The organism is Streptomyces sp. NPDC002566, assembly GCF_042889585.1.
Lineage (GTDB): Bacteria > Actinomycetota > Actinomycetes > Streptomycetales > Streptomycetaceae > Streptomyces.
Genome location: NZ_JBIARD010000002.1, coordinates 250,377 through 276,198, shown reverse-complemented (window position 1 = coordinate 276,198; position 25,822 = coordinate 250,377). Strand labels below are relative to the sequence as shown.

General features: G+C 72.8%; 28 protein-coding genes. 17 read left to right on the top strand and 11 right to left on the bottom strand.

The window, feature by feature from the left end:
• Positions 1 to 17: 17 nt before the first annotated feature.
• The 4 genes from ACFYXA_RS08525 to ACFYXA_RS08510 form a co-directional block, all read right to left on the bottom strand.
• A complete protein-coding gene (locus ACFYXA_RS08525; protein WP_352253212.1) occupies positions 18 to 1,253 on the bottom strand; it encodes a cytochrome P450 in 1,236 nt (411 codons plus the stop codon).
• A 23-nt stretch (positions 1,254 to 1,276) separates the two neighbouring features.
• Entirely contained in the window at positions 1,277 to 2,668 is a 1,392-nt protein-coding gene (locus tag ACFYXA_RS08520; RefSeq protein WP_389029765.1) for an NAD(P)/FAD-dependent oxidoreductase, read from the bottom strand.
• Entirely contained in the window at positions 2,658 to 2,885 is a 228-nt protein-coding gene (locus ACFYXA_RS08515) for a ferredoxin (RefSeq protein ID WP_351089594.1), read from the bottom strand. The genes ACFYXA_RS08520 and ACFYXA_RS08515 overlap by 11 nt, the downstream gene beginning before the upstream one ends.
• 195 nt (positions 2,886 to 3,080) lie before the next feature.
• Positions 3,081 to 3,719, bottom strand: a complete 639-nt coding sequence (locus ACFYXA_RS08510) for a hypothetical protein (RefSeq protein WP_389029761.1) — start codon at positions 3,717 to 3,719, stop codon at positions 3,081 to 3,083.
• 649 nt (positions 3,720 to 4,368) lie between these two features.
• Here ACFYXA_RS08510 and ACFYXA_RS08505 point away from each other — a divergent pair.
• The 8 genes from ACFYXA_RS08505 to ACFYXA_RS08470 all read left to right on the top strand — a co-directional run bounded on the left by ACFYXA_RS08505 (position 4,369) and on the right by ACFYXA_RS08470 (position 11,220).
• The gene (locus ACFYXA_RS08505) at positions 4,369 to 5,526 is read left to right on the top strand and encodes a PQQ-dependent sugar dehydrogenase (RefSeq protein WP_389029758.1); all 1,158 of its coding nucleotides are present in this window, start codon (positions 4,369 to 4,371) and stop codon (positions 5,524 to 5,526) included.
• Between the two features lie 64 nt (positions 5,527 to 5,590).
• On the top strand, positions 5,591 to 5,731 hold the full coding sequence (gene pqqA / locus ACFYXA_RS08500) for a pyrroloquinoline quinone precursor peptide PqqA (RefSeq protein ID WP_389029755.1): 141 nt from the start codon (positions 5,591 to 5,593) through the stop codon (positions 5,729 to 5,731).
• A 9-nt stretch (positions 5,732 to 5,740) separates the two neighbouring features.
• Complete coding sequence (gene pqqB, locus ACFYXA_RS08495; protein WP_389029752.1) at positions 5,741 to 6,655, top strand: pyrroloquinoline quinone biosynthesis protein PqqB; 915 nt, start codon at positions 5,741 to 5,743, stop codon at positions 6,653 to 6,655.
• Complete coding sequence (pqqC, locus tag ACFYXA_RS08490) at positions 6,652 to 7,401, top strand: pyrroloquinoline-quinone synthase PqqC (RefSeq protein ID WP_389029749.1); 750 nt, start codon at positions 6,652 to 6,654, stop codon at positions 7,399 to 7,401. The genes pqqB and pqqC overlap by 4 nt, the downstream gene beginning before the upstream one ends.
• Positions 7,401 to 7,670 (top strand): pyrroloquinoline quinone biosynthesis peptide chaperone PqqD, encoded by a 270-nt coding sequence (gene pqqD / locus ACFYXA_RS08485; protein WP_352253196.1) that lies wholly within the window; start codon positions 7,401 to 7,403, stop codon positions 7,668 to 7,670. Before pqqC ends, pqqD begins: the two co-directional genes overlap by 1 nt.
• On the top strand, positions 7,658 to 8,797 hold the full coding sequence (pqqE, locus tag ACFYXA_RS08480) for a pyrroloquinoline quinone biosynthesis protein PqqE (protein WP_389029745.1): 1,140 nt from the start codon (positions 7,658 to 7,660) through the stop codon (positions 8,795 to 8,797). The genes pqqD and pqqE overlap by 13 nt, the downstream gene beginning before the upstream one ends.
• Positions 8,798 to 9,099: 302 nt before the next feature.
• Positions 9,100 to 9,858, top strand: a complete 759-nt coding sequence (locus ACFYXA_RS08475) for an IclR family transcriptional regulator (RefSeq protein WP_352253192.1) — start codon at positions 9,100 to 9,102, stop codon at positions 9,856 to 9,858.
• Positions 9,859 to 10,017: 159 nt separating this feature from the next.
• Positions 10,018 to 11,220: a PP2C family protein-serine/threonine phosphatase gene (locus ACFYXA_RS08470; RefSeq protein WP_389029741.1), complete on the top strand. Its 1,203-nt coding sequence runs from the start codon at positions 10,018 to 10,020 to the stop codon at positions 11,218 to 11,220.
• 36 nt (positions 11,221 to 11,256) lie between these two features.
• On the opposite strand, the gene ACFYXA_RS08465 is transcribed toward ACFYXA_RS08470, so the two are convergent.
• The gene (locus ACFYXA_RS08465) at positions 11,257 to 11,682 is read right to left on the bottom strand and encodes an ATP-binding protein (protein ID WP_389029738.1); all 426 of its coding nucleotides are present in this window, start codon (positions 11,680 to 11,682) and stop codon (positions 11,257 to 11,259) included.
• Positions 11,683 to 11,881: 199 nt separating this feature from the next.
• Here ACFYXA_RS08465 and ACFYXA_RS08460 point away from each other — a divergent pair, with 199 nt between their 5' ends.
• The 5 genes from ACFYXA_RS08460 to ACFYXA_RS08440 all read left to right on the top strand — a co-directional run bounded on the left by ACFYXA_RS08460 (position 11,882) and on the right by ACFYXA_RS08440 (position 17,577).
• The gene (locus tag ACFYXA_RS08460) at positions 11,882 to 12,649 is read left to right on the top strand and encodes an IclR family transcriptional regulator (protein ID WP_351089612.1); all 768 of its coding nucleotides are present in this window, start codon (positions 11,882 to 11,884) and stop codon (positions 12,647 to 12,649) included.
• 57 nt (positions 12,650 to 12,706) lie between these two features.
• The gene (gene glpK, locus ACFYXA_RS08455) at positions 12,707 to 14,236 is read left to right on the top strand and encodes a glycerol kinase GlpK (RefSeq protein WP_389029733.1); all 1,530 of its coding nucleotides are present in this window, start codon (positions 12,707 to 12,709) and stop codon (positions 14,234 to 14,236) included.
• Between the two features lie 170 nt (positions 14,237 to 14,406).
• Positions 14,407 to 16,152: a VanW family protein gene (locus tag ACFYXA_RS08450; RefSeq protein ID WP_352253184.1), complete on the top strand. Its 1,746-nt coding sequence runs from the start codon at positions 14,407 to 14,409 to the stop codon at positions 16,150 to 16,152.
• 52 nt (positions 16,153 to 16,204) lie between these two features.
• The gene (locus ACFYXA_RS08445) at positions 16,205 to 17,038 is read left to right on the top strand and encodes a VOC family protein (RefSeq protein WP_389029729.1); all 834 of its coding nucleotides are present in this window, start codon (positions 16,205 to 16,207) and stop codon (positions 17,036 to 17,038) included.
• Between the two features lie 137 nt (positions 17,039 to 17,175).
• Complete coding sequence (locus ACFYXA_RS08440) at positions 17,176 to 17,577, top strand: hypothetical protein (protein ID WP_389029726.1); 402 nt, start codon at positions 17,176 to 17,178, stop codon at positions 17,575 to 17,577.
• A 224-nt stretch (positions 17,578 to 17,801) separates the two neighbouring features.
• On the opposite strand, the gene ACFYXA_RS08435 is transcribed toward ACFYXA_RS08440, so the two are convergent.
• The 3 genes from ACFYXA_RS08435 to ACFYXA_RS08425 all read right to left on the bottom strand — a co-directional run bounded on the left by ACFYXA_RS08435 (position 17,802) and on the right by ACFYXA_RS08425 (position 19,936).
• Positions 17,802 to 18,404, bottom strand: a complete 603-nt coding sequence (locus tag ACFYXA_RS08435) for a VOC family protein (RefSeq protein WP_389029722.1) — start codon at positions 18,402 to 18,404, stop codon at positions 17,802 to 17,804.
• A 70-nt stretch (positions 18,405 to 18,474) separates the two neighbouring features.
• Positions 18,475 to 19,323, bottom strand: coding sequence for a class I SAM-dependent methyltransferase (locus ACFYXA_RS08430; protein ID WP_389029719.1), 849 nt, complete (start codon positions 19,321 to 19,323; stop codon positions 18,475 to 18,477).
• Between the two features lie 19 nt (positions 19,324 to 19,342).
• Positions 19,343 to 19,936, bottom strand: coding sequence for a YdeI family protein (locus ACFYXA_RS08425; protein ID WP_389031622.1), 594 nt, complete (start codon positions 19,934 to 19,936; stop codon positions 19,343 to 19,345).
• 87 nt (positions 19,937 to 20,023) lie between these two features.
• Here ACFYXA_RS08425 and ACFYXA_RS08420 point away from each other — a divergent pair, with 87 nt between their 5' ends.
• The 3 genes from ACFYXA_RS08420 to ACFYXA_RS08410 all read left to right on the top strand — a co-directional run bounded on the left by ACFYXA_RS08420 (position 20,024) and on the right by ACFYXA_RS08410 (position 22,712).
• Positions 20,024 to 20,575: a YciI family protein gene (locus ACFYXA_RS08420; RefSeq protein WP_389029716.1), complete on the top strand. Its 552-nt coding sequence runs from the start codon at positions 20,024 to 20,026 to the stop codon at positions 20,573 to 20,575.
• 195 nt (positions 20,576 to 20,770) lie between these two features.
• The gene (locus tag ACFYXA_RS08415) at positions 20,771 to 21,496 is read left to right on the top strand and encodes an SDR family NAD(P)-dependent oxidoreductase (RefSeq protein WP_389029713.1); all 726 of its coding nucleotides are present in this window, start codon (positions 20,771 to 20,773) and stop codon (positions 21,494 to 21,496) included.
• A 91-nt stretch (positions 21,497 to 21,587) separates the two neighbouring features.
• Entirely contained in the window at positions 21,588 to 22,712 is a 1,125-nt protein-coding gene (locus tag ACFYXA_RS08410; protein ID WP_389029710.1) for an AI-2E family transporter, read from the top strand.
• 26 nt (positions 22,713 to 22,738) lie between these two features.
• On the opposite strand, the gene ACFYXA_RS08405 is transcribed toward ACFYXA_RS08410, so the two are convergent.
• Together ACFYXA_RS08405 and ACFYXA_RS08400 are read right to left on the bottom strand one after the other, a co-directional pair.
• Entirely contained in the window at positions 22,739 to 23,533 is a 795-nt protein-coding gene (locus ACFYXA_RS08405) for a class F sortase (protein WP_389029707.1), read from the bottom strand.
• Positions 23,534 to 23,648: 115 nt separating this feature from the next.
• Complete coding sequence (locus ACFYXA_RS08400) at positions 23,649 to 24,077, bottom strand: sortase (RefSeq protein ID WP_352245981.1); 429 nt, start codon at positions 24,075 to 24,077, stop codon at positions 23,649 to 23,651.
• Between the two features lie 453 nt (positions 24,078 to 24,530).
• On the opposite strand from ACFYXA_RS08400, the gene ACFYXA_RS08395 reads away from it, so the two are divergent.
• Positions 24,531 to 25,172 (top strand): superoxide dismutase, encoded by a 642-nt coding sequence (locus ACFYXA_RS08395; RefSeq protein ID WP_352245982.1) that lies wholly within the window; start codon positions 24,531 to 24,533, stop codon positions 25,170 to 25,172.
• A 91-nt stretch (positions 25,173 to 25,263) separates the two neighbouring features.
• Here the strand turns inward: ACFYXA_RS08395 and cpt are convergent, their stop codons facing one another.
• A complete protein-coding gene (gene cpt, locus ACFYXA_RS08390; protein WP_389031619.1) occupies positions 25,264 to 25,785 on the bottom strand; it encodes a chloramphenicol phosphotransferase CPT in 522 nt (173 codons plus the stop codon).
• Positions 25,786 to 25,822 lie beyond the last annotated feature (37 nt).

The following is a 25,822-nucleotide window of genomic DNA, read 5'->3' as shown; positions in this document are numbered from 1 at the left end:
TGGGGGCGTGGGGCGCGTCAGGGGCGGATGTCGTCGCAGGCGATCGGCAGGTGGCGCGGTCCGCGCAGCACCGCGTTCCTCCGGTAGGGCGGCGGATCCTCCAGCAGGCGCGGGTTCACCAGCCGGCGCGCCAGCTCGGCCAGGGCGAACTGGGCCTCCAGCCGGGCCAGCGGCGCGCCGAAGCAGCTGTGGATCCCGCTGCCCAGGCCCAGGTGCTGCACGTCCCGGCGGTCCGGGTCGAAGCGGTCCGGGTCGTCGAAGCGCCGCGGGTCCCGGTTGCCGGAGGCCAGCACCAGCCACAGCGAGGCGCCCTTGGGGATGGTGACGCCGTGCAGCTCGATGTCGGCGACGGTCGTGCGCTGCGGCACCAGCTGCACCGGCGGCTCGTACCGCAGCAGCTCCTCCACGATCGGCACCGCCAGCCGCGGATCCGCCCGCAGCCGCTCCAGCACGTCGGGGTGGCGCAGCAAGGTCAGCATCCCGTTGGTGACCAGGTTGACGGTCGTCTCGTGGCCCGCGATCAGCAGCAGCGCCGCCGTGCTGAGCAGCTCCATCGTGGTCATCGCGCCGTCCTCGCCCTTGGCCGTGGCCAACGCGGACAGCATGTCGTCGCCGGGCTTCTTGCGGCGCTCCTCGATCAGCCCGGCCAGGTACATGCCGAGCTGCATACGGGCCTCGTGCGACTCCTTGCCCCGCTGGCTCGGATCGGCGTCCGGGTCGGGGTCCAGGCTCGCCGCGATCGTCTCCGCCCAGGAGTGGAAGCGCGCCTCGTCCTCGCGCGGGATCCCGAGCAGCCGGCAGATCACCGTCACCGGGAACGGATACGAGAACTGGTCCACCAGGTCGATCCGCCCCGGCTCCTTGATGCCGTCGATGAGGCCGGAGACGATGTCGCGCAGCTCGCCCCGCATCCCGTCGACCCGGTGGGGGGAGTGCGGCGGGCCGAAGGGCCGGTTGGTCATCCGGCGCAGCCGGTCGTGCTCCGGCGGGTCCAGCCGCAGGAAGCTCGGCGGCAGCGCACCCTCGTCCTCGGACGACTCGGCCAGCGGATCGCGGGTCGTCGAGGCCAGGTTGCGGGCGTCGGAGCTGATCCGCGGATCGTGCAGCAGACTGCGGATCTCGTAGTAGGTGCTGACGACGTACGGCCCGTCCTCCTCGTGCAGGACCGGCGTCTTGCGCAGCTCCTCGTAGATGGGATACGGGTCGGGGCGGTTGGAGTAGTCCAGGATCTGGTGCAGCAGGGATTGCGTCATGGCGGGTCCTCGGGGCCGTGCGGTCAGTGCGCGGGCTGGAACGTGAGCCGGCGGTCGGTTGGCGAGTAGCCGCTGAGGGTCACCGTGGGCCCGTGGGTGGGGACCGACGGGTCGGGGAAGTCCGCGTCCACCGGCCGCTGTCCGTCCGCGCGGCGGTCCACGGTGGGGAACGGCGGCGGGAACGGCGCCGTGGTCTCGATCAGCTGCTCGTAGAACGACAGCCACCGGGCGTGGTCGAAGGTGACCGCGCCGATGACGCGCCCCTGGTAGCCGTAGACGCCGACGAACCGGCGCTCGGCGAGCGAACCCTGCGACACGACGATGTCCGTGCCCAGCGTCGGCACGCCGACCGACTTGATGTTCACGCCGAACTGCGAGGACCAGAACGCCGGCATCCACAGGTGCGGGACGCGGTCGGCGCTCGCGCTGAGCATGTTGTGCGCCGCCGTCTCGGCCTGCGCCACGGCGTTGCCCCAGTGCTCCAGGGACAGGAACTGGTAGCCGAACAGGGCGTGCGGGGAGCGGGCGACGTCCCCGGCGACGAAGACGTCGTCGGTGACGATGCCGCGGAAGTCGAAGGCACGGCAGCCCGCGTCGCAGGCGATGCCGCGCGGGCCCGCGCCGAGCCCCGACCCCGCCAGCCACTCGGTGTTGCGGGTGGCGCCCAGCGAGACCACCACCACGTCGGCCTCGATGACGGATCCGTCGGACAGGTGCGCGGCGCGCACCCGCCCTGAGGCGTCGCCCTCCAGCGCGGTCACCATGACCCCGCACCGCAGGTCCACGCCGTGCTCGCGCTGCAGTTCGGCGGCGACCGCCCCGACCACCCCGCCCAGCGCGCCGACCAGGGGCGCCGCGCCGCGCTCGGCGACGGTGACGGCGAGCCCGCGCTCCCGGCACGCGGAGGCGATCTCCGAGCCGGTGAACCCGGCGCCGATGACGAGGACCCGCCGGGGCCCCTCGGCGAGCCGCCGGGCCAGCGCCGCGCCGTCGTCGCGGGTCCGCAGCACGAACACGCCGTCGAGTTCGGCCTCGGCCGGGTTCGGCCACGGACGCGCCCGCACCCCGGTGGCGATCAGCAGCCGGTCGTACGGCACCTCGTCGCCGTCGGCCAGCCGCACCCGCCGGGCCGCCAGGTCAAGGCCGGTCGCCGCCGAGCCGAGCCGCCAGGTCGCGTCCAGCGCCCGGCGCCTGGGCAGGGCCGTGCGCTCGGCGGCGGCCTTGCCCAGCAGCACCTGCTTGGACAGCGGCGGCCGGTCGTACGGTTCGTAGGGCTCGTCGCCGACCATGGTCAGCGACCCGGCGAAGCCCTTCTCCCGCAGGGTCTCGGCGGCCCGCAGCCCTGCCAGCGAGGCGCCGACGACGACGATCCGGCCCTCGCGCCGGAGCTGTTCCAGGGATCCGTCACCGTTCACCGGACACCGCCTCGGCCGGGGCGGTGTCCACCGAGTCGACGAGGATGGCCTGCACGGGGCAGGCGGCGGCCGCCTGGGCCAGTTTCTCGCGCTGCGCCTCGTCGGCCTCGGGGTCGTAGAGCAGACCCTCGTCGCCGTGCATGGCGAAGACGTCGGGGGCGAGGAACGCGCACTGCGCGTACCCCTGACAGCGGTTCAGGTCGACGACTAGCCTCACCAAGGGATCGGTCCTCTCCAGTGGCCGCGGACCCCCCGCTCGACCATCCTCCGCGCCCGCCGGGGATGCGGCGACGAGGAGCCGCCCATCGGAGTGACGGGCGCGGACGGCGGGGCGCCTTCGCGGTGCGGTCGCATGAGCGGGGGCAGGGGCGAGCGGGCGGCGTGAGCGGGTGAGGGCGAGCGGGCGCGCCGCTCAGACCGTCTCGGGGGTCTTCGCGGGCGCGGGGCGCCGCCCCCGCAGCACGGACACGCTGATGATCAGCGCCCAGGCCGGGAACACCAGTTCCGACCAGGGCACGTCCGCCCCCACCACGAGCAGCGTCAGCCCCGCGAGATAGCCGACGAGGATCAGCGGGCGGGGGAAGACGCCGAGGCGGCGGCCGATGGCGGAGGTCGTGAAGATGAACACCGCCGCCATCCGCATCGCGTATGTGGTGAGCAGCGCGTAGGCGAAGTGGCGGCCGAACGCCGACGGCTGCAGGCTCTCGTCCAGCACCGTCGCCGCCGCGGCGGCGCTGGCGAACAGCGTGGCGGCGAAGACCAGACCGCTGCCCAGGAACACCGTGGCCACGAACCGGTCCTCGCCGTCGCCCGCCTGCTGGCGCAGCGCCCCCATGAACCACAGGAAGGCGATCCCGGCGAACGGCACCAGCGCCAGCGCCGAGCGCACGGCGCCGCGCTGCCCCTCGCTGACGGCGACCTCGTCCCCGCCGGCCCCGCCCGGCAGGGCGGTCCGCATCAGAACGATCGCCGCCGCCATGAGGACCGCGAAGACGATCCCGGCGATCCCGGCGGCCCGGGGCGTCCCCAGGCGCTCCTGCTTGCGCGCCATCGCTGCTCGCTTTCTCTCCGCTGCCGTCCGTACTCCTGCCTACAGCCAGCAGCATCACGAGCCGTCCCGCCACCGGGAGCGCCGCGCCCAGGGGCGGTTCAGCGGCTGCGGATGGCGCTCGTGGTGAAGAAACCGGTGGCGGCGGCCGTGATCAGGGCGCAGACGGTGAACAGGACGGTGCGTCGCATGGGGAGACCTTTCGGCGGTGACGACGGATGGGTCCTGCTCAACGCCGGCCGGGCCCGAGTCGCTTCGCCGCCGGGCCGACGCCACCCGGACAGACGCGACCGTGCGGGGGGCACCGGGCATGGTGGACGGGTTCCCGAATGGATGACACGACATCAGATCTGCCCAACCCTGCCTTTGGTGACGTCGAGTTCGACGGGGAGCGAGAACGGGTAGCCCAGTACGCCGCCGGCTTCGGTCGTGAACCGAGTCGGGCCGTCAGCCCGATGGGGGAACTCAGGTGGCCCGCGCGGAAATTCCGGCTCAATACTCTCCACAGAAGACATGGCCATGCCCCGCGCCCCATTCCTTTTTCCGAGGATGCATCACCATGCGGCGCAGGAATGGGCGTCTCGGTATTGATTCGACGGCGGGTCCCTTTTCGGAACGCAGCCGTCGTCCGCCACGACAGGAAAGGCATCACATGTCACGCTTGGCGCATTCGGCGCTGCACCGGGTCCGTCCGGGCAGAGCCGCGATCGCTGCCGTCACCGCTCTGCTCGGCGCCTGCGTCCTGCAGCCGACGACAGCGACCGCGGTGGCGGAGAACCCTGCATCGCAGGCGGCGGTCGGGGCGGGTGCCCGGGCCGACGGCAGCGCCCCGGCCGGCGTGTCCGTGCTCTCCGACAAGTGGACGAGGCCCTGGGCCATCTCCTTCCTGCCCGACGGGAAGAGGGCGCTGGTGACCGAGCGCCGCAGCGCCACGGTCTGGGTCCAGAACAGCGACGGGTCCAAGAAGAAGGTGGGCGCGGTGCCGAACACCGTGGTCCCCTCTCCCGCCCGCAGGATCGGAAGCGGCGGACTGCTGGGCGTGGCCCCCTCGCCGACCTGGAACGGCACCACGGACAAGGACGTCTTCTTCGTCCATACGGCCGCCGCCGACATCCGGGTCGTGAAGATGCACTTCGACGGCACCTCCCTCAGCCACTACACCGTCGTGCTGGGCGGGATCACACGCGGCGGGGACCACAACGGCGGCAAGATCGCCTTCGGCCCCGACGGCTATCTGTACGTCAGCGTGGGCGACGCCCTCCGGGGGACTCTCGCGCAGGACCGGAACTCGCTCAACGGGAAGATCCTGCGGATCACCAAGAGCGGCGCGGCAGCGCCCGGGAACCCGTTCGGCAACCGCGTCTACAGCCTCGGCCACCGCAATCCCCAAGGCCTCGCCTGGGACGCCCGGGGCAGGCTGTGGGAGACCGAGATCGGCGAGTCCACGTGGGACGAGCTCAACCTGATCAGTCCGGGGGCGAACTACGGCTGGCCCACCTGCGAGGGGACCTGCGCCGAAGCGGGCATGACCAACCCCAAGAAGGTCTGGCACCCGGACCAAGGAGGCGTGCCCGCCCAGATCGCGATCAAGCGCGACGTCATCTACGTCTCCACGCTCCTCGGCCAGCGGCTGTGGGCGTTGCCGATCGACAGCACCGGCAAGAACGTCGGAACGGCGAAGTCGTACTACAACGGCGCCTACGGCCGGCTGCGTGCCATCGCCAAGGTTCCCGGCCGCGACGAGCTGTGGGTCGGCACGACCGACCGCGGAGACGACAAGGACCGCATCCTCAAGATCAGCGTCAAGTGACCTCCCCCTCCACCGACTCCTCACGCAGGAGTGAACTCACCACCCCCGAAAGGAAGGTACGCACATGACGACCACCATGGAGCAGCCCGAGCAGGCGGCCGTGACCACCACGGAGCAGGCCGACACGACCCCCTGGCAGACGCCCGGGTACACGGTCGTCGACACCGCCCTGGAGGTCACCGCCTACTCCCTCTCCACGCGCTAGTCTGCCGCCATGCTGCTGCAGGTGCTCGGCACCGCGGCCGGCGGCGGCGTCCCGCAGTGGAACTGTGCGTGCCCCGGGTGTTCCGGGGCACGCGCGCATCCGGAGCGGCGCCGCCGTCACGCGTCGCTCGCCATCCGCACGGACGAGGACCGCTGGTACCTCGTCAACGCCACCCCCGACGTCGGCGACCAGATCGAGGCCCACCGGGCGCTCCACCCCGGGCCCGGCCCCCGGCAGACACCGATCGCCGGTGTCGTCCTCACCGACGCCGAGCTCGACCACACCCTGGGCGTCGCGCGGCTGCGTGAGGCGCAGGCTGTGGAGATCCTCTCCACCGACCCGGTCCGCCAGGCCCTGAACGACCGCCTGCGCCTCGGCGACGTACTGAGTCCCTACACCGCCCTGACGTGGCGTGAACTGCCGCGTCACGGCATGCAGCCGCTGAGTGGCGACGCCGTCGGCCCGTCCGGCCGAGGGGTGCGGATCAGCGCCGTCCCCGTGTCCGCCAAGCGCCCCCGCTACGCCGCCGACGCCCCCGAGGACGACGCCTGGGTGGTGGCTCTGCGCCTGTACGATCCGGCCACCGGCAAGACGGCCGTCTACGCCCCGGCCGTGGCCGCCTGGTCCGAGGTGCTGCACCGCGTCGCCTCCGAGGCCGACTGCGTCATCGTCGACGGCACCTTCTGGGACGACGAAGAGCCGCGCCGCACCGGTGTCTCCTCCCGCACCGCCACCGGCATGGGGCATCTGCCCATCGACGGACCCGGCGGCACCGCCCGCATCCTGAGCACACTGTCCGCCCGCTGCCTCTACACGCACCTCAACAACACCAACCCCCTTGTCGATCCCACTGCGGCGCAGCACAAGCGGCTCGCGGCACTGGGCATCGAGGTGGCCGACGACGAGATGGTGATCGAGCTGTGACCACGGCACTCGCCGCCCCGACGGAGCCCTGGAGCCCCGTCGAGTTCGAAGCCCGCCTGCGTACGGTGGGGCAGGAGCGCTACCACGACCGCCACCCCTTCAACGTGCGCATGCACGAGGGCGACCTCAGCCCGGCGGAGATCCGCCGCTGGATCGTCAACCGCTTCCACTACCAGCGCCACATCCCCGTCAAGGACGCGCTGATCACCGCGAAGCTGGACTCCTCGCGGCTGCGGCGCATGTGGGTGCGGCGGATCGAGGACCACGACGGCCGTCGGGAAGGCGAGGGGGGAATCGAGCGCTGGCTGCGGCTGGGCGAGGCGGCCGGCCTGGACCGCGCGACCCTGCAGACGGGTGAGGCCGTACTGCCGGGCGTGCGGCTGGCGGTGGAGGGCTACGTCAACTTCTGCCGCCTGCGCCCGCCGCTGGAGGCGGTCGCGGCATCGCTCACCGAGCTGACGGCTCCCGACCTGATGCGCCTGCGCATCGACGCCTTCGAGAGCCACTACACCTGGATCGAGCCGTCCGGACTCGACTACTTCCGCACCCGGGTCGACCAGGGGCGGCGCGACAGCGACGAGGCCCTCGCCCTCGTCCTGGAGTGGGCCCGTACCCGCGAAGAGCAACAGCGGGCCGTGGCCGCGCTGACCTTCAAGTGCGACGTGCTGTGGGCCCTGCTCGACGCCGTGCAGCAGGCCGGGCAGCACTCGGACGACCAGCCGTCCGGCCGGCGAGGGCAGATGTGATGCCGGAGCCCGAGAGCCCGTGGCGTCCGGCCCTCGCCCCCGCGCTGATGCTGCGGCACGACCACGTGCGGGGCACGGACCTGCTGCTCCTGCCGGAACGCGTCGTCGTCCTCGAGGGAAACGCCGGCCAGGTCCTCGGCCTGTGCGACGGCACGCGCACCGTCCGCGGAATCGTCGGCGCACTGGCCGAGCGCTATCCGGGCGCCCCGGTGGCCGCCGAGATCCCCTCCTTCCTCGACCGCCTGCACCAGGAGGGTTGGCTCACGTGACCGTTCCCCAGGCTTCCACTGACCCGGTACGTCCGCCACGCCCCTGGGCTCTGCTCGCCGAACTCACCCACGCTTGCCCGCTCCACTGCCCGTACTGCTCCAACCCGCTGGAACTGAAGCGCCGTTCGGGCGAACTGAGCACCGAGGAGTGGACGGACCTGATGCGCCAAGCCGGGGCGCTGGGCGTCGTGCAGGCTCATCTCTCCGGTGGCGAACCGCTGTTGCGCCCCGATCTCGAGCAGATCGTCGCTGCTGCCGCGTCCGCCGAGATCTACACCCAGCTGGTCACGAGCGGCACCGGTCTGGACGAGGCCCGGCTGGGCGCGTTGTGCGCGGCGGGGCTCCGTAGTGTTCAGCTCTCCGTGCAGCACGCGGACGCCCAGGCGAACGACCGGATCGCCGGACGCCCGTCCTCCTTCGCGGCCAAGGAGCGGGCAGCGGCACTCGTGCGCGGGTCCGGGCTTCCCCTCGGTCTCAATGTGGTGCTGCACCGTGACAACCTCGACGCCGTCGACGCACTCATCGAGTTGGGCGTGGCCTGGGGCGTGGACCGCATCGAGCTGGCCAACGCCCAGTTCTACGGCTGGGGCCTGCTCAACCGTGCCGCGCTGCTGCCCGCACACGACCAGTTGGTCCGGGCCCGGGAGACCGTCGAACGCCGGCGGAAGCAGCTCGCGGGCCGTCTCGACCTGGTCTGGGTCGTCCCCGACTACTTCGACGGCGTCGCCAAGCCGTGCATGGGCGGGTGGGGGTCGGTCTCGCTCACCGTCGCACCCGACGGCACCGTCCTGCCCTGCCCGGCCGCCGCGTCCTTGCCGGGCCTCGACGCACCCAACGTCCGGGACCGTTCGCTCGCCTGGATCTGGGACCACTCCGCGGCCTTCAACCGCTTCCGCGGCACCGACTGGATGAGCGGCCCGTGCGGCGGCTGTCCGCGCCGGGAGGAGGACTTCGGCGGCTGTCGCTGCCAGGCGTACGCCCTCACCGGTGACGCCGCCCGCACGGACCCGGCGTGCGGGCTGTCCCCCGACCACCACCTCGTTCGCACGCTTGTCGACCAGGGCCCGGCCCAGGACCCGCCCCCGTACGTCTACCGCCGCCCCGGAGCGGTACCGCAAGCCCACTGAGGGCCACCGAGCCCCCCTCCGTCCGTAGTCGGCCGGGGCGGCCGTCCCCTGCTCCAGAAGGGAGCAGGTCGTCGACCCTGCCTCGGGAAGCCGGACTGCGGTGCCGATCCCGGAGAACCCCGCACGTGCCGGGTGCGACAGCGGTCGCCATGTCACTGATGCTCACCGGGACCCGCCCGGTCCCGATGGCGGACTCGAGCGCTCTTCCCTCCCCTGAAGGGCCTGGGACGCCGGCGCCGCTCACGCGCGCCGCGCTGTGCGTGCCTCTTGCCTGCGCGGCCGGCCCGGCGCACCCTGTGGGTATGGGTGCTCAAGACGGCCCCACGCTCATCACCTCCGTCCAGCGCGCGTTCCGTCTGCTGGAGGCGGTGGGCGCGCACGAGAACGGCGCTCCGGCGAAGCAGCTGGCCCGGGAGACCGCCCTGCCCCTGGCCACCGCCTACCACCTGCTGCGCACGCTCGTCCACGACGGATACGTGCGCAAGCTCGACGACGGCGTGTTCGTCCTCGGCGACAAGCTGAGGGCGCTGCACACCGACGGCCGCGGTCAGGTCCTGCTCAGCCGGGTCCGGCCGACGCTCGCCGCGCTGCGCGACGAACTGTCCGCCCCCGCCTACCTCACCTTCTACGAGGACGGCGAGATCCGGGTCGCGGAGATCGTCGACGGCCCGCGCACGCCCCGGGTCGACCTGTGGGTGGGGTTCGAGGACGCCGGACACGCCACGGCGCTGGGCAAGTCCGTGCTGCGGGAGATGGAGGCCGACGCCCGCGAGGACTACCTCTCCCGGCACCACCTCGCCGATCTCACCCCGCGGACCATCACCAGCCGCCTAGAGCTCCTCCGGCGGCTCGACGTCGCCCCCCTCGCCCCGGCCGTGACGGACCTGGAGGAGTACGCGCTCGGCACGGTGTGCGTCGCCGTCCCCGTCTACAGCGGGGACATCATCGGCTCGCTCGGCGTCTCGCTGCCGGCCGACCGGCTCTCGCGGTTCGAAGAGGTGCGCCGCCGGCTGATCCCCACCGCGAGCCGGGTGACCAGGAGCCTCTCGCTCACTATCTGAAAACCCTCTCCTTGTGGCGACGGGGCCGCACCCTTTTTGCTGGATACAACGGATGAAAAGCACCAAAACCGGACATGCCTGGCGTGTCAGGTGAGTCAGGCCGACATCCGGGATGCGCACCCCCGTACACCCGCACACAGGTGAGGACCACCGCACAACATGAGTCACGCGCGAGACCACGGTGACGCCCACGGCCCGATACAGCGGCTCCCGAGGACCACACTGCGGCAGCTGAGGACCATGCTGCGGTTCCCGAGGACCCTGCCGCGACGGCCCCTGCTGCCGCTCCTGCCCGTGCTCGTCGTCGCCGCCGTCGTGCTCGTCGACCTCGTCGGCGGAGCCGGCCTGATCTGGCTGCCCCTCCTCGCGGCCGGACCGGCGCTGGCCGCCACCACCAGCGGGCCGCGCGGAGTCCTCTGCGTCGGACTTCTCGCCGCCGCGCTGAGCACCGTGCTCGGCATCCGCGACGCCGTGCACGGCCGCGAACTCCTCGCCGTCCTGTCGGCCGTCGTGGCCGTCACCCTGTCCAGCGCCCTCACCGGTGCGCTGCGCCGGCGCCGGGAGCGGGTCCTCGCCGACGTCCGCTCCGTCGCCGAGGCCGCCCAGCACGCGCTGCTCAAGCCCGTCCCGGAGACCGTCGGCCCGTTCCGGGCGGCCGTGCGCTACAGCGCCGCGGCGGCGGAGGCCCGCATCGGCGGCGATCTCTACGCCCTGGTGCCCACGCCGTACGGGGTCCGGCTGATCGTCGGCGACGTGCGCGGCAAGGGACTCCCGGCGGTGGGGACCGCCGCGCTCGTGCTCGGCGTCTTCCGCGAGGCCGCGTACGACGAGCCCGGCCTCCTCGCCGTCGTCGACCGGATCGAGCGGAGCCTCGCGCGCAACCTGGGCGGCGACGACTTCGTCACCGCCGTGGTCGCCGGCTACCCGCGGCCCGGGCGGCTGGAAGTGGTCAACTGCGGACACGCCCCGCCGCTGCTGGTGAGCCGGACCGGCGACGTCGTCCCGCTGGAGCCCGCCCGGCCGACCCCGCCGCTGGGACTGCGGGCCCTGTCGGGAGAGGCGCCGGTGCTGCAGGAGCTGCCCTTCGCCGACGGGGAGCAACTGCTGCTCTACACCGACGGCGTCACCGAGGCCCGCGACCACAACCGGGAGTTCTATCCGCTCGCCGAAGGCCTGGAGCGCCACGTCGGCGACGAGCCGGCACGCACGCTCAGCGCGCTCCACGACGAACTGCTGGCCCATGTGGGCGGCCGTCTGCACGACGACGCCGCGCTGCTCCTGCTGAGCAAGCCGCCGCTCGCCGCCGCGGCCGTCAGGGAGGCGGGCCCGGACTCCTGCGGCGCGGCCTCTGTGGCGTCCTGACGCGGCTCCTGAAGCCGCAGCCCCCGCTCGCGTCCGTCACACCGCCACGAGATCCGCCCACCGGGTGACCCCGTCGCGGTGGACGCGTACGCCGTGCCGGGTCGCCAGGGCGTGCACGATGTGCTCGCCCCGGCCGTGCTCGTCCGGGTCGACGTCCGTGAGCGTCCCGCCCGCGGCGAGCGCCGGCCCCGCGTCGGTCACCTCCACCCGCAGGGTGCTGAGCCCGCCGCTGCGCTGCAGCGACAGCCGCAGCTCCGCCGGGGGCAGTGCGTGGACGAACGCGTTGGTCAGCAGTTCCGACACGACCAGCAGGGAGTCCTCGGCCAGCGACGCGGAGACGTCCCACTCGGCGAGCACCGCCCCGGCCCGTCGGCGCACGCTCGACACAGCGCCGGTCACGGGAGGAAGCCGCCACACCTGGGCGACGTCCTCCCGGACCATCCTGTTCAGCTCCAGCGGCATCTGCTTGTCCTCCGATGAGCGGTGAGTGACCGGGCGCCGGCCGTGGCGCGCATGCCCGGCCACGATGCACGTTACGAAGCGGACGAAGCGGTAGTCAATGAACGAAGGTCGGCATTGCCGAACGCATCCGCCGACCCGGTGCCGAAACCGCCCTCTTCCCCGTACGGCGGGCCGCCCTCGGCGGTACTAGGCTCGCTACATGGCCGGCCCAGTCCAGTCCATCGAACGGGCGGCGGCGATCCTGCGTCTGCTCGCCGGCGGGCCGCGCCGGCTGGGGCTGGGCGAGGTGGCGGCCTCGCTCGGGCTGGCGAAGGGCACCGCGCACGGCATACTGCGCACGCTCCAGCACGTCGACTTCGTCGAGCAGGACGCCGCGACGGGGAAGTACCAGCTCGGCGCCGCGCTCCTGCACCTGGGCACCAGCTACCTGGATGTCAACGAACTGCGCTCGCGCTCCATCAACTGGGCCGACGCCCTGGCCGCCCGCAGCGGCGAGGCGGTCCGCCTGGGCACCCCGCTGGAGGGCCAGGTCCTCGTCGTCCACCATGTCTTCCGGCCGGACGACACGCTCCAGACCCTGGACGTGGGCTCGCTGCTGCCCCTGCACGCCTCCTCCCTCGGCAAGGTGCTGCTCGCCTTCGGCACCGCACCCCTGCAGACGGCCGTGGAGGCCGGGCTGGAGGCGTACACCCGGCACACCCTGGTCACCCGCGAACAGCTCACCCGGGCGCTCGCCGACATCCGCGAAGTGGGCTGGGCCGGCGAGGTCCAGGAGCTGAGCATGGGCGAGGCCGGCGTCGCCGCGCCGATCAGGGGGCACGGCGGCCTCGTCGTGGGCGCCATCGGACTGTCCGGCCCCGTCGAGCGGATCTGCGACGCCCAGGGCCACCCCCGGCCGAGCCTGATCACCCTCCTGCGCGAGGCGGCGCGCGCCATCTCCAGAGACCTGGGCGCGACACGCTGGTGACCCCGCCGCCCGCCCGAGCACATCGGCACATCGGTACACGGGAAGGCAGACCCGATCATGGTTGCACGGTACGTAATGTCCATCGATCAGGGCACCAACTCCACCCGATGCATCCTGTTCGACCATCACGGCCGGCTGGTGACGGTCGCCCAGCGGGAGCACCAGCAGTACTTCCCGAGACCCGGATGGGTCGAGCACGACGCCGTCGAGATCTGGCGCAACCTCCAGCGTGTCGTGCCCGAGGCGCTCTCCGACGGAGGGATCGGCCCGGAGGAGGTCGCCGCCGTCGGCATCGCGAACCAGCGCGAGACGACCGTGCTGTGGGACCGGCGCACCGGCGCCCCGCTGGGCAGGGCCATCGTCTGGCAGGACACCCGCACCGGGCCGCTCGTCGAAGAACTGGGACGCCGGCCCGGCGACGAGTTCTTCCTCCAGCGCTGTGCCCTGCCGCCCTCCACGTACTTCTCGGCGCTGCGGATCCGCTGGCTCTTCGACCACGTCCCCGGCCTGGAGAAGCGTGCCAAGGACGGCGAGGTGCTCTTCGGCACGATGGAGACCTGGCTGATCTGGAATCTCACGGGGGGAGCGGACGGCGGACTGCACATCACCGACGCCACCAACGCCGGCCGCACCATGCTGATGAACATTCGCACGCTGACCTGGGACGAGGACCTCCTGTCCTTCTTCGGCGTGCCCCGCCCGATGCTGCCCGAGATCCGCTCCTCCGCCGAGAGCTACGGCGTGGCCCGCTCGGTGCTGCCCGGCATCCGCATCACGGCCGCCCTCGGCGACCAGCAGGCCGCCCTGTTCGGCCAGACCTGCTTCTCGCCGGGCGAGGCGAAGTGCACGTACGGCACCGGCGGCTTCCTGCTCCTCAACACCGGCACCGAGGTCGTGCGCTCCCAGCACGGACTGCTCACCACCGTCGCGTACAAGATCGGGGACCAGCCGCAGGTCTACGCCCTGGAGGGCTCCATCGCCGTCACCGGCGCGCTCGTGCAGTGGTTCCGCGACCGACTCGGGCTCATCAACAGCGCACCGGAGATCGAGACCCTGGCCCGCTCGGTCGAGGACAACGGCGGCTGCTACATCGTCCCCGCCTTCTCCGGCCTCTTCGCCCCCCACTGGCGCAGCGACGCGCGCGGCGTCATCGTCGGCCTGACCTCGTACATCACCAAGGGGCACCTGGCCCGGGCCGTGCTGGAGGCCACCGGCTGGCAGACCCGGGAGGTCGTCGACGCCATGAACGCCGACTTCCCCGTGGCGTTGCGGCAGCTCAAGGTGGACGGCGGCATGACGGCCGACAACCTCCTCATGCAGTTCGTGGCCGACGTGCTCGACGTGCCGGTGGTGCGGCCCATGGTCGCCGAGACGGTCTCGCTCGGCGCCGCCTACGCCGCAGGGCTCGCCGCCGGGTACTGGACGGACCTGGAGGTGCTGCGCCGCAACTGGCACCGCGCCGCCCAGTGGCTGCCGGACATGGACCCCGGCCGACGGGAGGCGGAGTACGGCAACTGGAGGCGAGCCGTCGAGCGCGCGGTGGGCTGGATCCAGCCCACGGAGCACCCGCCCGACCCCCGGATGTGAGGGCATCCGCCGCCTGACGTGATGCGGGACATACCAGCACATGTCGCCATACGTGTTTTTCGACATACTCACTCATCACCCGTTTTGGGTAACTTGGGCTTCCTTGCCCGGTTGACGGTGTGCCGTGTCACCGGGTGCACCGCCCGCCGATCGCCCCCTCCTGGAGATTCATGCGCGCCCGAACCCCCGCCGTGCCGTCCCTCGCTCTGACGGGCGGTGCGCTGACCGTCGGCGTCGGGGCCCTGTACCTGACCGGCTCGCTGCTCACCGGCGGCCAGATCGAACCGGGCACGACCGTGCGCGGCGTCGACATCGGCGGCCTCAGCCGCACGGAGGCCGTGGCCAAACTGGACCGGTACCTGACGGCCCTCGGCTCCCAGGAACTCACCGTCAAGGTCGGGGACCGCACCGCCGTCCTCGATCCGAAGCGGGCCGGGCTCTCCTTCGACGCCGAGAAGACCGTCGACCAGGCGGAAAGCACCGGCTCCGGCCCCCTCGACGCCGTCAGCGGCCTCTTCCGCGAAGGCAGCGCCGTCGAGCCCGTCGTACGCCTCGACGAGCCGCGCGCCCGCGCCGCGCTCGGCAACCTCGCGAAGGACCTCGATCAGAAGGTCCGTGACGGCGCGGTCTCCTTCGCCGGCGGCACGGTACGGCAGACCGCCCCGCGTGACGGCTACGCCCTGGACGTCGACGCCTCCGTGCCCGCCCTGCGCGCCTCCTTCCTGCGCGGCCGCCCGCACACCGTCACCGCCCTCCCCGTCCACGAGACCCGGCCCAAGGTCACCGCGGCCGAGGTGCGGCGGGCGGTACGCGACTTCGCGCGGCCGGCGATGTCCGCGCCCATCACCCTCGTCGCCGACGGCAGGCGCTTCACCGTCCGCCCGACCGTCCTGGGCGAGCACCTCAGCATGCGTCCTGACGCGGCCGGCACTCTGCGGCCGGAGCTGGACGTCGCGGGGCTGCGCGCCGCCCCCGCGGTGTCCCGCCCCCTGGCCGGCATCACCACCACCCCCCGCAACGCCGTACTGCGCCTCGACGGCGACCGGGTCGCCGTCGCCCGCGACGCCCGGACCGGCGTCCGCGTCACCGACAAGGCGCTCGGCAAGGCCGTGATGCCGCTGCTCACCGGGTCGGGGCCCGCCGCCCGCACCGGGGACGTCGCCGTACGCCGCACCCAGCCCGAGCTGACCCGCGGGAACGCCCCCCGGCTCGGCCTGACGGAGAAGATGTCCTCCTTCACCGTCCACTTCGAGCGCGCCCCGTACCGCACCAAGAACATCGGCCGGGCCGCACAGCTCATCAACGGCTCCCTCGTCATGCCCGGCAAGACCTGGAGCTTCAACCGCACGGTCGGCGAACGCACCGAGGCCAACGGGTTCGTCGAGGGCATCATGATCCTCGACAACCAGTTCGCCAAGGCACCCGGCGGCGGGGTCTCCTCCGTCGCCACGACCGTCTACAACGCGCTGTTCTTCGCCGGGGTCAAGCCGCTGGAGCACGGCGCCCACTCCTTCTACATCGAGCGCTACCCGGAGGGCCGCGAGGCGACGGTCGCCTGGGGCTCCCTCGACCTCAGGTTCGCCAACGACTCCGGCCACGCCGTCTACATCCAGGCGAAGGCCACCGACACCTCCATCACCGTCTCCTTCCTCGGCACCAGGAAGTACGACGCGGTCAAGTCGGTCAAGGGACCGCGCACCGATGTGGTGCAGCCCGAGCACAAGGTGAGCACCGACAAGGAGTGCGTGCCGCAGACCCCGCTGGAGGGCTTCGACGTCACCGTCGAACGGGTCTTCTACCGGGACGGCAAGGTGGTGAAGCGGGAGCCCTTCCGCACCCACTACAACCCCCGCGACGAGATCACCTGCGAACCCGAGCCCAGCGCCAGTCCCACGCCCACGGCCGACGGGCGATAACCGGGGCCGGATGTCAGGGTGGTGGTCCAGAACCTGTGAAAGGGGCCCCGCCGTGATCACCACCGATGCCGCTCCCGGCTCACCCTGCTGGCTCGACCTCGGCGCTCCCGACGTCCGTGCCGCGGCCGCCTTCTACGGGGCGGTGCTCGGCTGGGAGTACCAGCCCATGGGCGACGGGGGCGACGGGGGCGACGAGGGCGAGGCGGGCGACGGCGAGTCCCCCGAAGGCGGAGTGCTCAAGAAGGACGGCAAGACCGTCGCCGGCCTCGGTACGCTCACCGAGGAGGGCGCACGCTCGGCGTGGATGCTCTACTTCGCCGTCACCGACGCCGACGCCACGACCGAGGCCGTACGGCGGGCCGGCGGCAGTGTCCGGGTGGCGCCCCGGGACCTCGGCGAGTGGGGCCGGATGGCGCAGTACAGCGACCCGCTCGGCGGCCAGTTCGCCGCCTGGCAGCCGGGCGCCGACACCGGCTTCGAACTGGCCGACGCGCCGGGCTCGTTGTCCTGGACCGAGCTGTGCACCACCGACGCCCGGGCCGCCAAGGAGTTCTACGGCGCCGTCTTCGGATGGAGCTACAGCGACATGAACCTGCCGGGCGGCGGCGGCCCTTACCACCTCATCACCCCCGCCGGCCTCGCCGAGGACCGCATGCAGGGCGGCGTGATCGAGATCGGCGAGGAGAACCTCTCGCTGACGGGCGGACGGCCGTACTGGCACCCGGTCTTCGCCGTCACCGACTGCGACGCGGCGGTCGCCGAGGTCACCCGCAACGGCGGCAGCGTGCGGATGGGCCCGCAGGACGCGGAGGGCGTCGGCCGGCTCGCCGTCTGCCTCGACCCCTCGAACGCCGAGTTCGTGCTGCTCACCCCGTCCGAGAACTGAGCCCGCCCGCGCCGGAACCCGTGTCCCGCCGCAACCTCTGGACTTGCTCAAGAAGGGCTTCAGGGGGCTCTGCCGCGGGGCACAGTTCCAGCAGTCGGCGTGAACCGGACGTCCGGCAGCCAGGGGGGAGAACGAACATGGTGACGGTGCTTGTCGTCGTGGGTGTGGTGCTGGTCGTGGCGGGAGTGGTCACCTGGAGCGTACGGGCGACGGCTCGGGCCCTGCGGCGCGACGGGGAGGGGCTCGCCCGACGCCTGTCCGCGGACGCCGCGGCCCAGCGTGCGCGCAACGCTCACGATGCCCACCGGCGCCGCTCGAGGGCCGGCTCGGGGAGCGCGGCGCCGCTCGCGGGCACCGACGACATGGCGTCCTGGTACGCCGCCACAGCGTCCTGCGACGACTCGTCGAACGGTTCCTCCTGCGGTAGCAACTCCTCCTCCTGCGGCGGGAGTTCTTCCTCCTGCGGCAGTTCGTCGTCGTGCGGGAGCTCGTCCTCGTGCGGCAGTTCGTCGTCCTCCTGCGGCAGCAGCTCCTGCTGACGCGCAGGGGCTGCCGGCCCGTCATGCCGGCCGCTTCACGCCGCCCGCCGTGCCGCCCCCGCCGGTGGCGACGCCGCCCCGCGCGGCTGGAAGCCCGCACCGCCCGGACGCGACCCGTCGGCGCGCATCCCTGACCACCTGACCGCACCCACCGCCGGCCCGCGAGCCGACCGCACCCGAACGGGCATCATCCCCGCCGACGGGCGGCGGCCCCCCGAACCGGGTCAGCCGGTGGGCGGCGCGACGTGGAACTCGTTGCCGCCCGCGTCCAGGAACTCGCCGGGTTCGCCGTCGCGCCGGGTGACCTCCGGGCGCAGCCTGTTCCGTCCCGCCTTCGGTGCCGCGGGCGGACCCATCACCAGCGCGACCGGGTCGGCCGGCTCCCGGCGCAGCCGCACGCCCCAGGCCTCGTGCTCGACCGCGTGCCAGTCGGACTCGGCCCGCCAGAAGGCCGTCTGCGCGTCGCGGTCCTCCTCGGCCACGTCGAGGCAGACCGCCACCAGGCCGGAGCCGGCGAGCACGCCGGGGTGACCGGGACGGAGCACACAGAACTCGTTGCCCTCCGGGTCGGCCAGAACGTCCCACGGGACGTCCCCTTGACCGATGTCGGCCCGCGTCGCACCGAGTGTGAGCAGCCGCGCCACCTCGGCCTCCCAGTCGGGCCCGCCGGCCAGATCGAGGTGGAGCCGGTTCTTGCGCGCCGGCTTCGGACGGGCGGTCGGGGTGAACCGCAACCGCAGGCCGCCCGTCCGGCCCCGGGTCGCGTCCTGCCAGAAGCGGCCCATGCGCGCGACGTCCAGCGCGTCGATCACGATCCCTGTCAGCATCCCGTCCCCCTCGAGCCGGCCAACCCGTCCCGCTCATCATGGTCGACGCCGGCCCGGCCGGACCGATGACTCAGGGGCGGTGGTCACGCCACCATACGAACACCTCTGTGCTGGGCAGGCGTTCGCTGAAGCGGCCGGTCGGGGAGGCTCGGTGCAGCAGGCGGCGCAGGTCCGCCTCGAAGTCGTCGCGGCGGGCGCCGAAGAGGTGCGGGGCCGCGTACGACATGGAGAACATCCCGGCGACGACGTCGTCGACCGTGCGGTCCCACACCTGTCCGCCGGGGACGACATGGCGCTCGGGACCGTGGAACCCGGCCCGCGCGAAGACGGCCGCCTCGCCGCTCGGCGTTCCGTGCGGCAGCATGCCCTGACCTGCGCGCCGGACCGGTCCCAGGTACCGCTTGACCAACTCCTCCATGCCCGGGTACGGCACCGTCGGCCACGGCAGACCGTCGGCGCTTCCGGTTTCCGCCTTCAGGTCGGAGACGTGCACCAGCGCCCCGCCGGGCACGAGCATGTCCCTCACCGTCGCGGCCACCAGGTCGCGGTCCATCCAGTGGAACGACTGGCCGAACACGGCAACAGTGAACTCGCCCAGCCCGGCGGGGAGTTGCTCGGCCCGGGCCCGCACCCACCGCGCCTTCCCGGCCGCCACCCCCGTCGCGGCCGCCGCGCGCTCCGCCTCGGCGATCATCCCGCCGTCCGGATCCACGCCGACGACCTCGCCGAACCGGTGTGCCAGGCGCAGGGCGAGCGTGCCCGGCCCGCACCCCACGTCCAGAAGACGCCCCCGCCCGTCCAGTCCCAGCGCCTCGGTCAGCACGTCCACCAGCCCGGGGGCGTACGGCAGCCGTCCTCGCGCGTAGTGGACCGCCGAACCCGAGAACAGCGTCTCGTCCCACTCCCACCCGTCCACCACGCCCACCACCACCCCGTCGCTATGAGTGCAGCTTCTCGCCCTTCGCCAGCATCTCCACGTACTTCTCGATCCGGCGTGCCCGGGTCTCGGCCTTCTTGGCGTCCTGGATCCGGTACAGGATCGCGTAGCGGTTCTGGCGGTCCAGTGTCTCGAAGAACTGGGACGCGGCCGGGTCGGCGGCCAGGGCGGCCCTGAGGTCGTCCGGCACGGTGGCGGCCTTCGCGCCCTCGTAGGCCGCCTCCCAGCGGCCGTCCGCCTTGGCGCGGTCGACCTCCGCCTGCCCCGGCGGACGCATCCGGCCCTGCTTGATCAGGGCGTCCGCCTTGTCCCGGTTGATCTTGGACCACTTGCTGCGTGGCGTGCGCGGGGTGAACCGCTGGAGCCACCACTGGTCGTCGAACTTGGCCTTCTGGCCGTCGATCCAGCCGTAGCAGAGTGCCTCTTCGAGCGCCTGGGCGTAGTCCAGCGCGACGATTCCGGCACCCTTCTTGCGCAGCTTGAGCCAGATGCCGGGCGAGACGGCATGGTTCTCGCCGAGCCAGGCCCGGAACGCCTCGGCGGATTCGAACGCGACGGTCTCCAACTCCTGAGTCACCCCAGCAGCGAACCACACCCAGCCGACCGTCACGAGGCTTTCGGACACCCGAAGATCCGCGAAACCCGCTCGACCGGCTCACCCGGTGGACGAGATCCTCGCGGCATGGAGTTCCTCTGCTACCACCGCGACCGCCCCGGCTCCCTGCCGCTGCGCGACGAACTGCTGGAAGCGCACTGGTCCTACATGGACCGGTACGTGAAGGAGATGATCGCCCGGGGCCCGACCCTCGCCGACGACGGTGAGACGCCCACCGGGAGTGTGCACATCGTCGATCTGCCCGATGCAGCCGCCGCCCGCGCGTTCGCCTTCGACGAACCCAACTACCAGGCCGGCGTCTACCGCGACGTGCTGCTGCGGCGGTGGCGCAACCTGCTGGGGCGCACCATGTGGGACTTCCCCGGAGGGCGCAGCGGTGGCGATCGGTTTCTGGTGCTCGGGCTCGGCGCGGGCGGGGCTGTCGACCTCGTCGTGCCGGTCGGGCGGGACGAGCTGATCGCGTACGGGCCGCTGCTGTCCGACGACGGCGCCGCCTGGCTGGGCACGGCCGCGTTGGTCCGGGCGCCGGACCCGGGCCGGGCCCGCGCCGTCCTGACCCCGGACCGGTACGCCGACGTCGAGGTGCACCACTGGCAGTTCGGCGGGCGCCCGTCCTAGCCGGGCCTCAGCGGTACCGGCGGGCCGGTCGGGGTGCGGTGACTTGCGGGGGCGGGTGGGGCGGGCGCATGTTGTGGTGGGTCGGCTCAGGTCAACGGCGGGCAGGACCGGCCGCCCCGCAGCCGCTGAACCGCAAGGAGGCACTGCCATGCGAGGAGCAGTCACGCACGGCGCAGGACGAGAGGTGGTGCGACCGTGAGCCGGATCCTGGTGACCGGCTCCGCGGACGGCCTCGGCCGCGCCGCGGCCGACGCGCTGCTGTCCGACGGCCACGAGGTGGTCGTGCACGCCCGCAACGAGCGGCGCGCGGCGGACCTCGCCGCACTGGCCGACCGCGGGGCGCAGCTCGTCGTCGGCGACTTCGCGGACCGGGACGCCGTACGCCGCGTCGCCGTCGAACTGGCCGACGCCGAACCCCTCGACGCTGTCGTCCACAACGCCGGCGTGTGGAGCGGCCCGGCGGTCATGCCGGTCAACATCGTCGCCCCCTACCTGCTCACCGCCCTGCTGCCCGGCCCGCGCCGGCTGGTGTACCTGAGCAGCGGCTCGCACTACGGCGGGCGCCCCTCGCTCACCGGGGTCGACTGGCGGGGCGGGAGCGCGGGATCGTACGCCGACAGCAAGCTGTTCGTCACGACGCTCGCCGCGGCGGTCGCCCGTCTGCGGCCCGGGGTGCTGAGCAACGCCGTCGACCCCGGCTGGGTCCCCACCAAGATGGGCGGGCCCGGCGCACCGGACGACCTGGAGCTCGGCCACCGCACGCAGGTGTGGCTCGCCGCCGGCGACGATCCCGAGGCCCTGACGAGCGGCGGGTACTGGTACCACCGCGAGCGGCAGGAGCCGCACCGGGCGGTCCACGACGAGGCGTTCCAGGACCGCCTCCTGCACGCCCTGGCCGAGGAGACCGGCACGGCCCTCTGAGCGGCCCTCGCACGACGGACGTCCGGCGCGCGGCCCTTCGGGCGAATCACGCGCCCGGCCGGCGACGCCCCGGGCGGCCGGTGGTACGTGCATGAGGATGTCCACACACTCCGATCCGCCCGTGCCGCCCACCGGGCGCACAGGCGGCGGCACCAGCGGACCGGGCGCCGCCCAGCCCCGGGTGCCGGGCCTGCTGCGCCTCGCCGCCGCCTACGCCTGGCGCCTCATCGCCGTCGGCGTCGTCGTGCAGGCGGTCTTCTCCGTGCTGGGGCAGTTCCACCGCATTACCGTCGCCGTCTTCCTCGGACTCGTCGTCACCGCCGTCCTGCGCCCCGTGGCCGACCTCCTCGCCCGCCTCCTGCCCCGCCCGCTCGCCGTCGCCGTCGCGCTCGTCGCCGGCATCGCCCTCGTCCTCGGCGTGCTGGCCCTGGTCGGCGAAACGGTCGCGGGACAACGGGCCGGGCTGGAGAAGGAGTTCGTCTCCGGCATCGACCGGATCGAACACCGGCTGGAGCGGCCGCCGTTCCGGCTCGACCCGGGCGCGCTCGACGACGTCCAGTCCCGCATCGGCAAACTGCTGTCGAGCCACCGCTCCACCGTCATCAGCACGGCGCTCAGCGGGGCGAGCCGGCTCCTCGAAGTGCTGACGGTGCTGGCCCTCGCCGTGTTCTGCGCGGTCTTCTTCACCCACTCCGGCGACCGGCAGTGGCGCTGGTTCTGCGCCCAGATCCCCTCCGCCGGCCGCGAGCGGGTCTCGGTCGCGGGCGGAGCCGCGTGGCAGACCTTCACCGGCTACACCCACGGCATCCTGCTGGTGGCCGCCACCAACGCGGTGCTGGTGGGCATCGCCCTGGCCGCGCTGCGCGTGCCGCTCGCGGTGCCGCTGGCGCTGCTGGAGTTCTTCGCAGCCTTCATCCCGCTGATCGGCTCCCCGATCGCGCTCGCGGTCGCCGCCGTGGTCGCGCTGGCGTCCAAGGGTGTGCTGACCGCCGTGCTGGTCGTCGTGCTCATCGTGGTGATCGGGCAGATCGAGGGGCATGTACTGCACCCCGTGGTGATGAGCTGGGCGGTCCGGCTGCACCCGGTGGTGGTGGCGTTGTCGGTCGTGGGCGGAGCGGTGGCGGCGGGCGTGGTCGGCGCGGTCGTCGCCGTACCGCTGGTGGCCGTGGCATGGTCCGTCCTGCAGGCACTGCGGGAGCTCCGGGCGGATCCGTAGCACCCCGCGGACCCGGCCGTCCCGGCCTACCTCACCGCCGTGAGCGTCGCGTACACCACGACGTTGCCCTGGTAGCCGGTGGTCGCCGCATAGCCGCCGCCGCAGGTGATGACCCGCAGTTCGGGGCGGCCGGAGCTGCCGTACACCTTCTCGCTGGGGAACCTCCGCTTGTCGTAGACCTCCACCGCGTCGACGGTGAAGACGGCCGTACGCCGGTCCGCCCGGTCGACCTCGACGGTGTTGCCCTTGGACAGCGCGCCCAGCGCGTAGAAGACACCGCGTCTGCCTCCGGGCAGGTCCACGTGCCCCGCGGTGACGGCGGTCCCGGCGGAACCGGGCGCGGTGCCGTCGGCGTACCAGCCGGCGAGGTCGGGGCGGTCGCCCGGCGGGGGGCGCAGCGCCCCGGATCCGTCGAGGCCCAACTTCGCCAGCGGGGCGTCCACGCCGATGGCGGGGATCCGCAGGCGGAGCGGCGCCGAGCGGGGCAACGGCTGGACGCCGGAACGCGCCGCGGGCGAACCGCCGCCGGACGCGGAACCGGGCGACCCCGGCGACCCGGCCGGAACGGGGGACCCCGCCACGTCGTGTGCCCCCGGCGGGCCGGCCGGCCCCGGCGATCCCGGTGACGTCGGAGGTCCGGCCGTCCCCGCCGGGCCCGCCGGGGCGGGGAAGGCCTGACCCGGCGACGGCTGCGGCGGCGGATCACCCGCGTGCAGCGCGCCCGTGATCAGCAGGACACCGCTCAGCAGCGTCCAGGTCAGCAGCTTGGCCGAAGGGGTGTACGTCGGCGGGGTGGGGTCGGAGTCATGCCCGGGTGCCATCGCGGAGGGGCCTCTTGCTTGCGGCGGGCGGGAATCGGGAGGGGAGCGGGCTTCATTCCCGCACGGACCCCGGCGCCGAGCCGGTGCCGGGGTCCGTTCTGCGGTGCCCCTGCGCTCAGATCCGGCCCGCGCCGGAGCGGCGACGCGCCCTCACCGTCCACCCGGCGGCAGCGGCGGCGACCAGCGCCCCGCCCAGGGCGAGCTGACCGGTCGACCCCTGCGCGTCCCCGAACCCCGCCTCCACCGCGCCGTCGGGCCGGCGGGCCGAGAGGTCGTAGGTGTCCGTGATCTTGATCCGCGGGGGGCACTTGATGGTGACGGTGTCGCTGTCGGAAGACGTGCCCTCGGGCACCGTGAACTCCCCGGTGAGCTCACCCTTGCTCTCGCCCTCGAACATGTGGAACGACCCCGCCACCTCCGACTCGCCCTTGCCGTAGGTCACGTCCTCGCCGCAGGCCTTGGTGCTGACCGTGACCGTGGAGCCGGACGAGCCGCTGCGCGAGCGGATGTCGAGCCCCGAGTCGTCGGCGGCGGCGACGGGCATCTGCAGAGCCAGGGCACCGACGACCAGGCCGATACCAACGCCAAAGTGTGTCTTACGCAAGGGAACCCTCCAGTGAAGCAGCGTCCGGCCTGTCTGGCGGCGCCTCCGTTGTACGCCACTGACGAGGCAACAGACCCCCCGCCGACTCCGCAACATGACGCATCACCGGACGCGTCACCCGCCCAGACCCACGAACCCCCCGCGCACGGCCGTTCGCGCAGCTCAACGAAACGACGCCCACCGCGACGGACGCTCCGTCAGAAGTCGGCGAACAGCCTAACGGCGCCCACCGGAAGGTGACCGCGCCCGCTCGGCGACGGGGCGTCAGGAGACCGGCCGGGCGTTCCGGCTGCGGTGCCGGAGTCCTCGGTCGAAGGTCTGATCGGCAACCAGTCGCTTCTACTGTTAACGTGCAGCTGCATATCACTCGCAACAACGTGAAGGGCATTGCACATGGCGCTTTACACGCTCCCGGAGCTTCCGTACGACTACGCGGCGCTCGCCCCCGTGATCAGCCCGGAGATCATCGAGCTGCACCACGACAAGCACCACGCGGCGTACGTGAAGGGCGCGAACGACACCCTGGAGCAGCTCGCCGAGGCGCGGGACAAGGAGTCGTGGGGGTCGATCAACGGCCTGGAGAAGAACCTGGCCTTTCATCTCTCCGGGCACATCCTGCACAGCATCTACTGGCACAACATGACCGGTGACGGCGGCGGCGAGCCGCTGGAGAAGGACGGCGTGGGCGAACTGGCGGACGCCATCGCCGAGTCCTTCGGCTCGTTCGCGGGCTTCAAGGCCCAGCTGACCAAGGCGTCGGCGACCACGCAGGGCTCAGGATGGGGCGTCCTGGCCTACGAGCCGCTCAGCGGTCGCCTGATCGTCGAGCAGGTCTACGACCACCAGGGCAACGTCGGCCAGGGCTCCACCCCGATCCTGGTCTTCGACGCCTGGGAGCACGCCTTCTACCTCCAGTACAGGAACCAGAAGGTCGACTTCATCGAGGCCATGTGGGCCGTCGTCAACTGGCAGGACGTGGCCCGCCGTTACGCCGCCGCGAAGGAGCGGGGCGACACCCTGCTGCTCGCGCCGTGACGGCGTAGCCCCCCGGTGCGTTCCGCTCGGGGACGTCATGGCGAAGGGCTCCCGGGACACATCGTGCCGGGAGCCCTTCGCGCGATCCCGGTCAGCTCACGCGGGCCGCGATGGCTCGCGCACACACGAGGGACTCGGTGTGCGTGGTGTCCACCTCCAGGTCGTAGCGCACGCCCACATGCACCGCCTCGGCCTGCTGCGCCGCCATACCCACGGGACGGTCGCCCCGCGCGACCTCACGCCCCGCGGCGACCGCGCTCTCGCAACGCACGCCGACCCACAGCACGTCCAGGCCGTCCAGCGCCTCCTCCCACCGCCGCTGGGATGCCGCCTGGCCGAGGAACACGTCGTCGACGATGATCCTCGCGCCGGCCCGGGCCATCGCCGCGACGCCCTGCGCCCAGGCGATGTCCAGCGCCCGGAACTCCGCCCCGACGCTCACCCCGCCGTCGGCCTCGAACACGATCCCCTCGTCCGACGCCCGCATCCGCGCCGGCAGCGCGTCCACGAACGTGTCACACCCCAACGCCAGCCAGGGCTCGGCCAACACGGCCTGCAGGCACCGCACGATGCCCGACTTCCCTGAACTGGAACCCCCGTTGACCACGATCACCTGAGTCACCGCACCACCCTAACCACCCGCCCCTCGC